This is a genomic window from Tardiphaga sp. OK246, assembly GCF_900188215.1.
Lineage (GTDB): Bacteria > Pseudomonadota > Alphaproteobacteria > Rhizobiales > Xanthobacteraceae > Tardiphaga > Tardiphaga robiniae.
This window is the reverse complement of sequence record NZ_FZOX01000007.1, coordinates 302,638-312,694: the sequence shown is the minus strand read 5'-3', so window position 1 is coordinate 312,694 and position 10,057 is coordinate 302,638. Positions and strand designations below refer to the sequence as shown.

13 protein-coding genes are annotated in these 10,057 nt (G+C 58.4%); 7 read left to right on the top strand and 6 right to left on the bottom strand.

The features are described 5' to 3' along the window. The 5 genes from CHC01_RS32885 to CHC01_RS32790 all read left to right on the top strand — a co-directional run. Positions 1-184: hypothetical protein (locus CHC01_RS32885; protein WP_210421719.1), on the top strand; the 184-nt coding region annotated here is incomplete at its 5' end. Positions 185-280: 96 nt separating this feature from the next. Next, positions 281-475: a hypothetical protein gene (locus tag CHC01_RS32095; protein ID WP_089268093.1), complete on the top strand. Its 195-nt coding sequence runs from the start codon at positions 281-283 to the stop codon at positions 473-475. A 436-nt stretch (positions 476-911) separates the two neighbouring features. After that, a complete protein-coding gene (locus tag CHC01_RS27795) occupies positions 912-1,085 on the top strand; it encodes a DUF3606 domain-containing protein (RefSeq protein ID WP_089267567.1) in 174 nt (57 codons plus the stop codon). Positions 1,086-1,156: 71 nt separating this feature from the next. Further along, positions 1,157-1,309 carry a hypothetical protein gene (locus CHC01_RS32795; RefSeq protein WP_175365842.1) on the top strand — a complete coding sequence of 51 codons (153 nt, stop codon included), beginning with the start codon at positions 1,157-1,159 and terminating at the stop codon, positions 1,307-1,309. A gap of 281 nt (positions 1,310-1,590) precedes the next feature. Further along, the gene (locus tag CHC01_RS32790) at positions 1,591-1,767 is read left to right on the top strand and encodes a hypothetical protein (protein ID WP_175365843.1); all 177 of its coding nucleotides are present in this window, start codon (positions 1,591-1,593) and stop codon (positions 1,765-1,767) included. Positions 1,768-1,803: 36 nt separating this feature from the next. On the opposite strand, the gene CHC01_RS27785 is transcribed toward CHC01_RS32790, so the two are convergent. After that, complete coding sequence (locus tag CHC01_RS27785) at positions 1,804-2,061, bottom strand: hypothetical protein (protein WP_089267565.1); 258 nt, start codon at positions 2,059-2,061, stop codon at positions 1,804-1,806. A 252-nt stretch (positions 2,062-2,313) separates the two neighbouring features. On the opposite strand from CHC01_RS27785, the gene CHC01_RS27780 reads away from it, so the two are divergent. Next, entirely contained in the window at positions 2,314-2,550 is a 237-nt protein-coding gene (locus tag CHC01_RS27780; RefSeq protein ID WP_349636632.1) for a cysteine rich repeat-containing protein, read from the top strand. A 74-nt stretch (positions 2,551-2,624) separates the two neighbouring features. Here the strand turns inward: CHC01_RS27780 and CHC01_RS32085 are convergent, their stop codons facing one another. Further along, a complete protein-coding gene (locus CHC01_RS32085) occupies positions 2,625-3,149 on the bottom strand; it encodes a hypothetical protein (RefSeq protein ID WP_141137188.1) in 525 nt (174 codons plus the stop codon). 52 nt (positions 3,150-3,201) lie between these two features. Here CHC01_RS32085 and CHC01_RS27775 point away from each other — a divergent pair, with 52 nt between their 5' ends. Further along, positions 3,202-4,857 (top strand): acetolactate synthase large subunit, encoded by a 1,656-nt coding sequence (locus tag CHC01_RS27775; protein ID WP_089267564.1) that lies wholly within the window; start codon positions 3,202-3,204, stop codon positions 4,855-4,857. Between the two features lie 411 nt (positions 4,858-5,268). On the opposite strand, the gene CHC01_RS27765 is transcribed toward CHC01_RS27775, so the two are convergent. From CHC01_RS27765 to CHC01_RS27750, 4 genes are all read right to left on the bottom strand, one after another. Continuing rightward, entirely contained in the window at positions 5,269-6,309 is a 1,041-nt protein-coding gene (locus tag CHC01_RS27765) for a DUF1254 domain-containing protein (RefSeq protein WP_210421718.1), read from the bottom strand. A gap of 191 nt (positions 6,310-6,500) precedes the next feature. Then, positions 6,501-7,349, bottom strand: coding sequence for a hypothetical protein (locus CHC01_RS27760; protein WP_089267598.1), 849 nt, complete (start codon positions 7,347-7,349; stop codon positions 6,501-6,503). A 76-nt stretch (positions 7,350-7,425) separates the two neighbouring features. After that, entirely contained in the window at positions 7,426-8,247 is an 822-nt protein-coding gene (locus CHC01_RS27755; protein ID WP_089267563.1) for an acid phosphatase, read from the bottom strand. Positions 8,248-8,856: 609 nt separating this feature from the next. After that, entirely contained in the window at positions 8,857-9,864 is a 1,008-nt protein-coding gene (locus tag CHC01_RS27750; RefSeq protein ID WP_089267562.1) for a SphA family protein, read from the bottom strand. Between the last annotated feature and the right edge of the window lie 193 nt (positions 9,865-10,057).

The window sequence follows — 10,057 nt, the reverse complement described above, 5'->3', positions numbered from 1 at the left end:
GTCGTTTCGGTTGATGGCATCCGATGCAGCGAGACAGGCAAAAGAAGCCACGGACCAGGCTGAAGCTCTCCGGCTTTTACAGATGGCACACTACTGGATCTCAGCTGCAGACAACGAGGACTGGCTGAATGCCAACTCGATCCACCATGCAGTGAGATCCTCCTTGGATACGACCGAGAATTGAGAAACGTCGGGAACGATCGAAAGTACGGGACTTTAATCCTACAACTGTCGCACATGGCGACGGTGAACGGTGGCTGTGGCCATCAGAAAGCTCGCCATGAACATCCCGGCCGTCGACCGCGCCATCGATATTTATGGCGCCCTCTCAGGACATTCGGAAGCACCTGGCGTCCGCGCCCAGCTTTCCCAGCATCTTGACCAACTGCACAGTGAGGGGGAGACCGATCATCACCGCCTTACGGTGCATGGCCTCTCGTTCCTTCGGCAGAACGATCTTCAGCGCAACAGCTAGGCGCGCTGCATAGCTCGCTGCTTCTGCAATGATTTACGGAGCGTCGCTTTCGCAAAGTGAGCACGCTCCTTGTCGCTCGCCGATTTCTTGATAGGACGAAATGGGCCGGTCTTCGAATTTCCGGCCATCGGCATTGCCGGCATCATCTGCGAGCAGGATTCCGACTGGGAAGGTTGAAGCCCCATAGGGGCCGATGTCCGCGTGCGCTTGGGCATACTTCTCAACCCGCCACTCAACCCAAAGTTCATTCGTGCAGATCAAGCGGCAAAGAGACACCTCGTCCCTTTAGAAGGCCGGCATAAGTACCGCGAAGAGGCGCGGCGAATAGCAAAAGGTAGTTCGACTTTCCGACCTACTGCGGCGGCCGCCACACTGCCGCGCCGGAACAAGGAAGTCAGAAATGCGTTTCTTTAGGCATCAAACACTGGAGGATGCCATGGACGATCTGAAGAACAGGGGGCAACCCGATCGTAGCAAGATCAACATGCACGAGGCGCATGAGGTCAAGTATTGGACCAAGGAGCTCGGCGTGGACAAAGACAAGCTGCAGAAGACGGTCGACAAGGTCGGCAACTCAGCCGCCGCCGTTCGCAAGGAGTTGGCAGCCTGAGCCAGTCAACGGAATCCCTGCACGAGCAATCCTTAAAGATCGCGCTGGATTACTTGGCGGGGGTTGGGCGCTTGCGCGATCCGCAAGAAGCGTTTGAATTTATCGGGAAGTACGTCGCGTACCAGATCGGGCAGGGGGTCGTCAGTCCTCTGCTGCTGTCGAACCAGGCGATTGCAGCCTACGAGCGCCATAGGGAAAAGACGCCGCTTCGAGTGGTGGAGTAGGAGTGATGATGCCGCTAATCCGGCCTTGGTCGGCCGAAGAAAGTGAAAAACTTAAAGCCATGGCTAACGCGGGTGCATCGCCGATCAAAATTGCTGCGGCCATGAAACGTAATGTGCAGTCTGTCAGACGTCAAGCGAACCGATTGGGGATCTCATTGCCCACAACGCGAGAGACGCGCAAACGACAACGTGCGGAGGCGGAAGCGACAAGGTCTTCAGCGTGACATCGCAAATAGGAACAAGCTGCGCGTTGCGTGGTTGCCATGGAAACGGAGGTTCCCATGCTTACAGACGATCAACTGATGGTTCTGCGGGAAATCGATAACGCCTTCGCTTTTGACGATACAGCCAAGGCTGAAGAGTTGGTGCTGGACGGATATGTTCAGAAGGACGGCGACTTTTATCAGCTCACGCCGAAGGGTGAGAAAAGCCTGCTCGACAATGGCGTCTCGGCATAGAGGTTGGAGCCACCAGTGATCGGATTCGTTCTAGGCTCAGAGCTTAGATAGTCGGATCCATCGCGTGCCGCTGGCGCCGCCCTCTATTTCCAAGGAGAAGGTCGGTCCCTCATCAAGTTGGAGTTTGACCTGTTCGGAAGCTGCGATCCTCAGCATGAGCTCCTCCGACGCGCTAATGCAGCCTTCAGCAATTACCGACCCTGTCTCTTCTACGAGCGTAAGCCAGTAAAAGACTGGGCCGGCCTGTATACCATCAATGAAGACTGTTCCATCGTTTGTAAGATTGTCGCTCATGGCACCTCGCTGCGCGATCAAGTACGCATTGTATCACTTGGATTCCGTCAGTGCTCTCCTGCTATCAGACCCACAGTGGATTTGAGTTGAGTTTTTTAGCTTGCCGCAGCCGACCGGGTGACTGCGGTGCAGGTGAAGTCGACGTACGCCGCAGCTGTTCCAGTCCGACGATGCTTCTCAATTGGTGCAATACATTGTCCGACGGGTGGCCGCGAGGAACAGAGGTAGGAACGGTCTGTTATCGAGCGCCAGATGGGAGCCGCTATGATACGTTCGATCTACCTACTCGCCGCTGCGATAGCGTTATCAGGCACAGCCTTCGCGCAAAGTGGGACACCAGAGGATCAGGCAGCCTGTCGTGCCAGCGTGAAGCGCTATTGCGCCCAAGCGATACAGGGTGGGGACATGATGGTGCTCTCGTGCCTTCAACAGAATAGGCCGCGGATTTCGAAAGCATGTCGGCAAGTGTTATTGAAGTATGGCCAATAAGCCTGAAGGCAGACGCAGGGCCCCGGCGATTATTTCCGGAGCCCCCGATCGCCTAGCTCAGTACATCCATCTAACTAGTTCCCACCACCCGCGCCGCCACCGGCACCGCCGCCTGCGCCGCCACCACCACCGGAAGTGCGACCTTCGGCAGAGCTATTGGACCCAGTCGTGCCCGTCGCTGCGTTCGATCCACTAAGGGAGCTCGCATTGTTGCCAGTCTGCGATCCTGCAGCGTGTGGAGTGCTCGATGTCGGGCGATCAATTGCCGTGCCCGTGCTTGTCGTGCCGGGCTGTGTAACGCCGTTGCCTGCGGAATTGACCTGAGGCGCGCTCAGATTTGCTCCACTCTGTGCGATAGCGGCAGGAGCGATCATCAGTGTTGCCGCCGTAGCTGCTATCAACATCTTCTTCATATTTTCCTCGTTCGTTTCATGCCCCGAACAAGCTGAAGTCGATTGACCGGTTCTTGTTCCTTGGACAAAAATCGCACAATGACGGAACAACAATCGCGCCTCTTTACCCATTTTGCCGAGGCTGTCCCCAACAGCTTCCTGGCAATCTGTGAAGGGCGCGCCGCAGGCGTCCACCAAACGTTTCATTAAATGGACCTGTTTGTCTAATATGCTAATGGGCAAACGGAGGAGCTTGACGATGAATAACGAGGACCGCGAAATGAAAGGCTCCGATCTGCTGGTGGCGGCTCTCGAAAACGAGGGCGTCGACCGCATCTTTGGCGTCCCCGGCGAGGAGAACCTCGACGTCGTCGAGAGCTTGCGCAAGTCTTCCATCGAACTGGTCGTCACGCGTCACGAGCAGCCCGCCGCCTTCATGGCTGCGACCCACGGGCGCCTCACAGGGAGGCCTGGTGTCGCCCTCAGCACTTTGGGGCCCGGAGCCCTGAATCTCTCGACAGGGGCTGCCTATGCGCTCCTGGGAGGCATGCCGATGGTCCTGATCACTGGCCAAAAGGCGATCCACGCCAGCCGACAGGCGCACTTCCAGATCGTGGACGTCGTCGCGAGCATGAAGCCGCTCACGAAACTGTCGCAGCAGATCGTAAGTGCGTCTTCCATCGCGACTGTCGTCCGGAACGCTTTCCGGATTGCGATGGAGGAGCGTCCCGGACCCGTGCACCTGGAGCTTCCGGAAGATGTCGCGGCGGAGAAGGTGTCCGGCGTTTCGGCCGTCCCGGTCCACCCGACCGATCTCCCGGCGCCCTCGATGGACGCCGTCCGGAAGGCGGCTGAGCTCATCCTCTCGGCGAAATGCCCGTTGCTCATGTTCGGTGCCGGTGCCAGCAGGCCCAGGCTCGCACCCGCGCTCTCCGAATTCGTCCGCCGGGTGAAGATCCCATTCTTCAACACGCAGATGGGGAAGGGGGCCGTCGGCGGGGCGTCCGACTACTATGTCGGCACGGCGGCGCTGAGTGAACGCGACTACGTCCATCGCGCGATCGACTGCGCCGACCTGATCATCACCATCGGCCACGACACCATCGAAAAGCCGCCATTCATCATGGGGCGTGGCCGCCATCAGGTGCTTCACATCGGCTTCACGCCAGCGACGGTCGAGGAGGTTTACTACCCGCAAGCTGAACTTATCGGCGACATTGCGAAAGGTCTCGACATGCTGGCGGCCGAGCTCGATGGGGAGCTCAAGCAGACCACGCGGTGGGACGGCGTGCGCGCGGATATCCTGCGCCACATCGGCGACCGGGCCAACGAAGACCGCTTTCCGCTGACCCCGCAGCGGATCGTCCACGACGTCCGCCAGGTCATGCCACCCGACGGCATCGTCGCGTTGGACAACGGGATGTACAAGATATGGTTCGCGCGTAACTACCGCACGGACGTCGCCAACACGCTGCTGCTCGACAATGCGCTTGCGACGATGGGAGCGGGGCTTCCGTCGGGCATGATGGCGGCGTTGCTGAATCCGAAGCGCCGTGTGCTCGTTGTCGCCGGCGACGGCGGTTTTATGATGAATTCGCAGGAACTGGAGACCGCGCAGCGTCTGAAGCTCGATCTCGTCGTGCTCGTCATCGAGGATCACGCCTACGGGATGATCAGGTGGAAGCAGGCCGTCGACGGCTTCGCCGATGCGGGGATGACGTTCGGCAATCCGGATTTCGTTGCCTACGCGCAGTCCTACGGTGCCCAAGGTCATCGCGTGACCGAGGCGGGCGGTCTGGCACCGACACTGGAGAAGGCCTTCGCGGCCGGTGGCCTCCACCTCGTGGTGGTGCCGGTGGACTACAGCGAGAATGTTCGCGTGCTCGTGGAGGAACTGGCCGATATGCAGCACTAGGACGCTTTGCTCCTAACGTTGCCCCATCGCCGATGCCGCATTGTAATCGACGACCATCTGCACAGTGGGAAGTTCGGAAATTCGTGCGCGAAGGTCGGCGAGCATTTCGTGGTGGAGCGCTCTCCCGCATGTAGATATCGTAGTTATAAATCAGTTTTTGGGAAAACCGCCATGGCTCGAACGTTGCCGATTGGCCAAAGACAGGCCAAACGTATACTCTGAATGTCACCCACTGATCTTTTCGCATTCCTCGCGGAAGGGGGCCTATCATCTGATAGAGGCCGACGGCGCTCGAGGCGGGCTTGTACACCGCGATGGGGTTCCGCGTCAGCCGCCAGCGCAAATAGGTGCGCGCGAGCGACCGGACTACGGGTGCTCTCGATCTGCGTCAGCACCGCCAGATCGTGAGGCTCAGTTCAAGGGCTTGGCCTCCGGAAGTTTCCACTTGCCGCTGACGATGGGCTGTTCGGGGCGATAAAGCCGTATGGTGTAGTTCCAGCCCTCAACGATCGGCAGGCAGTTCGGGATATTGCCGTCACAGCCGCCGAACTGGACCTTGACCGAGCCGTCCGCATTTTTCTTCGCGGTGATGTTGTTGATCGAATAGGCATTGTAGGCGTTTTTCTCGAAGAAGCCTTTTGCGTTGTAGACGCTGATCGACCAGAAAGCCTTCACCGGCACGGTCTTTGGCACATCGAGGGTGTAGACCGTTTTGCCGTCGTTCTTCGCGGGAGTGAAACTCGGATACATGGCGTCCTTTTCCGGAATGCCACCCCAACCGGAGGCCGTGCCAATCAAGTGCTGGATCGGATCGACCTGGCCATGGGCTCCAAATGCACCGTGATACGACGTCTGATATTTTGCCAGCGCGAGCAGCGCATTGCGGATGTCGGTTAGCTTCTCCTGATCCCAGTTTGGAAGGTCCAGCGTGCCTATCTTCTTCTGGCTGACCTTGATGGCATCCTGAAGTTTGTGAACCTCGGCGAGATCCTTTGGATCGTTGGGATCAACCAGCGTTCGGACAGCGACAAAGGCGTATCGCGTACCAACTGATTTCTGCGTCAGCGTCACCGGCTTCGTGCCATAGGCGACGATTGGCAGGTAGTGGTCCTGATCGACCACCATCATCGACATATAGCGCTTGCCCGTGTCGGGCAGCGAGAGCGTTACGGGCCCGCCAGCAAGATCAAACACCGCAAATGAGTACAGCGTATCCCGGTTCATTCGGATCACTGCTTGTTTGTCGATGGATACAGGCTCCCGCGAGTGTTGGAATTTGCCGAGTCCGCCGATGGCCGTTGCATTCACCGCGAGGTAGCGGTCGGTCTCGGCGCGGGCAAAATTATCGACGGTGACAGGCAGTTTGCCGTCCAGAGCCTGGGCGAACGCTCCTCCGGCCAGTGCGACCGAAGCCAATGCGAAACCAATCCCAACCGAGCGAAACATCGACATACCTCTTCATTCAATCTGACTGGCGACGCAGGAGCATTCCACAGGCGCGGCCCCTTGAAGCTTAAATGCCATCCAAGCGATCAACGCGTAATCGGTAGGCACTGCCTCCGAGCGTTTCGAGCATCTCGGATCACTTGTCTTGCCATTTCGCGCCAATGGACATCCGACACCGCGTGGGGGGGGCGCGCTGGCTAGTTCTGCGTCAGATAAAGCGGCGTCCTGAACGTCAATTGATAAGACGGCAGCGGGATCCATTGGATCTGCAACATCAAACCGAACAAGCGATTGTCGTTGTCGTCCATTCGGTCGAGGTCAAGGCGTAGGACGGGCTGGGTAAAGGGCTGGATCAGCGTTCGGTTCAGGAGTTCAACGCCGCCGAATGATTGCACGCCGACGCGCGCGGAAATTTTCCAGTTGCTTGGCCACTGGTAGTAGCCACCGGCATATCCGATCATACTCGGACGGACCTCCGCTGCTGCGCTTTGGATCGCGACGCGGGTGTCTTGGAAGCCAAGGAGAAGTCCCCTCGTCTGATCCTCGTCCAATGCATAGTCGAACTCGATAACGTTGTTGAAATTCGTCGTCGCGAACGGCCCGCTCGGCAGTGATTGCGTGATGGTCGATTGCACGGTGGTGGTGGGGAGCATGCCACCGTTTTGCTTATAGAGATCGGCCTGAAATCCGACATTCCAGCTCGCGATGTCGATATCCGTCCAGCCGCCGAGCGGCATCGTGTTGGCGTTCACTGAAATACCGCCATAGACCGACACCCGATCGTTCAGGTCGACCGTGAGCGGGATATCGACTGTGACCGCGTGCACCGCCGGCAGTTTTTTATGGGGCGGCACGGTCGATGGCGTGTGGCCGGCCGCAAGCGCGATCGCCCCCAGAACCGAAAACAGCGACGTGTTGCCGAAGCCTATTCCGATCGCACCGCTGGGGGCTGTCGCGTAGGTGGTTCGGAGATCCAGATAGACGCTTGGCGGGGTGAATTGAGCCGCTTGATCGTTGTCGTCCTGGCCGAAGGCAGCATCGGTCACACCGATGCAAACGGCGCACACCAGAAGCCATCCACAGATCGGTCGAAGACGTCCGTTGCTCAAGGTCGAGGCCCGCTTATTGCGTGGACAAGGCTGTTGTTTCGGCCGCACAAACCGGTGCAGCGCGCCTCGCCCTCGCTGCTTTTACCTCCACCTTCGCAGCTTTGAGGTCGGCAAGGAAGGTCGCGTTGGTCTGCAAGCGCGAGACGGTCGCTGCCCCCATGATGCGGCCCGCATCGACATCGCTCTGCCAATGCGCATCGCAGATCACGCGGCTCTGGCCGAAAGCGATGCCGCGCGTGAACAACTCATTGGAACGCTCGGGATTGATCTGCGCGAAGACGAGGGCCCATCCCCATCCCGCAGCCGTATGGCCTGACGGATAGGAGCCGTCTGTCCGCAGGATTGCTTCCTGATCCGTCCGGCATGTGGCTTCGTTGTGAACGACGAAGGGGCGGGTGCGGTTGTACTTGTTCTTCACGCCATAGGTCGACAGGCCGAGGTCGGACAGCATCTTCTGCATCATGGCATAGAGGCGCGGGGTCTGTTCCTTGTCGATCTTGATCCCCATCGCGCAGGAAAAATTATCGGCGGCCTGCGGGAAGGCAAGATCGGCGTCGGCGGAGGCCTGCTTCCAGCGGTCGGTGCCGCGCAGGGGGAGCGTTACCTTGCGTGCTTCTTCGTCCCTGGCAAGCGCGGCCGAATCCTTCTCGGTGGGCGGACCGAGCATGACCAGGCTATTCGGCAGGTCGGCCGGCTTCAGATAACCGGGCGCTATTTTGAAATGGGGATCGTTGACCTTCGATTGGGCTTCGTTCGATTGCGCGACGGCCTGCCCGCAAATCATAAGCAGCACGAAGATGGATGGGCCTGCGGACCGAACCAGGTTTGCGGTCATGGATAGTCTCTATTCATTTCAAGAGTGCCGGGATCATCAGGCGACTGAGTTTCCTCGAATGCGGGTTCCCGCCATCTGACCGAGCCGCCCCTTAGAAGGTAAGTCAGAGCCGCCGATCAAAAACGGTAGGTTGCTGCAATGATCAGTGCTCTGAACATGGTTGCCACCTGACTTTTTCGGCACAACCAGTTGCCCCGTGAAAAAGCAATCGAAGCGGAGGCGGTAAAGATTGTGGTTCCAGTTTAATTGTCGGAATCCTTGGGAAGGCAGAAGCAAAGCCGGGCCGGTGCCGACGTTCCGTGGAGCGGATCGTTCGCGGACGCCGATGCCTGCGTCCGGCCCGATTGCCTCTGATCGACAGGCGAATCCTATCCGGTCATTTCGTGCAGACGAAGGCCAACCGTCTTGCCACTTCGCGCCAATCGCGACCGGTCAAGCCATTTAGCGATCTCTACGTCCCGCTGATGTGTGCTCCATAAACGGCGGCATTGAGTTCTTCGAAATTTGTGAGCCGGTGTGTCCTGACTGATATGCCCGTCATCAAATCCTATCCATCGTTCCTCAGAACATCGACAAAGAACAAGCCTGGAGGCGTCCCAGTCGAAGGAGCTAGAATTTTGTTTTTATCGAGCGCCCATCGGCGAGCGCCATTACATTGGTATCCAACGCGACGGGCACAGACACGGTAAAGTATCCGGCAGTGCCTTCCATGCGGTTTACGGCATCGAATTCACGATAGATTTTCAGGCGCGTTGAAATCGGGAGCTTCCCGACCTCGAACGTGTACCCAATCGAGACGCCGAGTGCGATGACACGACCTTCAAAGGCGCCCAGCCTCGCGCCTGTTCCGGAGTCCGCCGTCAGTTGCTGGTAATAGTAACCGACGAGCCCGAGCGTGAATTCCTTGGTGATGTATTTGGTTGCTGCCCATTCGAGGTGGAATTCATCGCCGCTCTTGTAGTCGGTCGCCGTGTTGGTCTGGTTGAAGGTGACGCCCACCGCGGCGGAGAGATCCCAGCCAATGGCAGAATCTAGCCATGTGAAATTGCCGAAGACGTCGAGCGCGGGTCTGTTCAGCGAGGCGTTCGACAGTTGACCGGCGACGTACGTTCCGGACGGGATCACACCGCTGACGCCGAGCTGCCAGTGAAAGTTGCCCGACTGCCACCCGACAAAGGACTGGAGAAAGAAGTCGCTGAGGTTAGCATTCTTGTCCGTCACGCCGACACCGATCGGCCCGAAGCGCGGCGAGTTCACCAGCAGATTTGCATTCACGCGCGGCTCACCAACGGGCACCGTCAACGAGAATGCGAGATTGCCGCCGAGAATCTTGGCAGGTGTAACCCAGAGTGTTGTTGGCAATTCGATCCAGCTCTGGGCCGAGACGTCTGCAACGAGAAGACCACCGGTCGGCAGAGTTCGACCGCCGCTGAGTTTGCCGTCGTAATAATAAAAGTCGTTCTGAAAGAAGACGCCGGGCGGCGGCGTAATGCCTGCGCCGGTTGCGTGTGACCCGAGGAGGGAGACACTTACGCCGCCTTCGGCTGCTATGACTGGCGTTTGTGACCAGCACAGCATGGCGCTGGCAGCGACCGTCATCGTCAAAGAGAAGCGCATCAACAAACTCCGCGTGGCAAAAGCACAAATCAAAACTGGATCGACATACGCGCAAATCGATATTCGTCACACCGAATTCCCGCGCTACTTACATTATTCGCAGGGTGTTGCGTTTGCATCGAAAAGCTACACCACGCTAAGGGGCCCGATCTTGAATCGGGCCATTCCAGCACAAACGCATTCGCTCTGAGAC